This window comes from Pseudoduganella sp. OTU4001, from assembly GCF_038440195.1.
GTDB lineage: Bacteria > Pseudomonadota > Gammaproteobacteria > Burkholderiales > Burkholderiaceae_D > Rugamonas.
Window position 1 is genome coordinate 1 of sequence record NZ_JASATG010000084.1, and the last position, 236, is coordinate 236.

Sequence of the window (236 nt, forward strand, 5' to 3'; positions counted from 1 at the left end):
ATCGCGCCGTCCATCTGCGCAGCACCGGTAATCATGTTCTTGATGTAGTCGGCGTGGCCTGGGCAGTCAACGTGAGCGTAGTGACGGGTGGCGGTCTCGTACTCAACGTGGGCGGTGTTAATGGTAATGCCGCGTGCTTTTTCTTCTGGAGCAGCGTCGATCTGGTCGTAAGCTTTCGCTTCGCCGCCGAACTTCTTCGACAGAACGGTTGCGATTGCAGCGGTCAGGGTGGTCTT

General features: G+C 57.6%; 1 protein-coding gene. It reads right to left on the reverse strand.

Annotation, left to right across the window (positions count from 1 at the left end; translation table 11 throughout):
• Positions 1–236, reverse strand: a 236-nt coding sequence (locus AAHE99_RS26730) for a GTP-binding protein (protein WP_342120996.1), incomplete at both ends; no start/stop codon positions are given.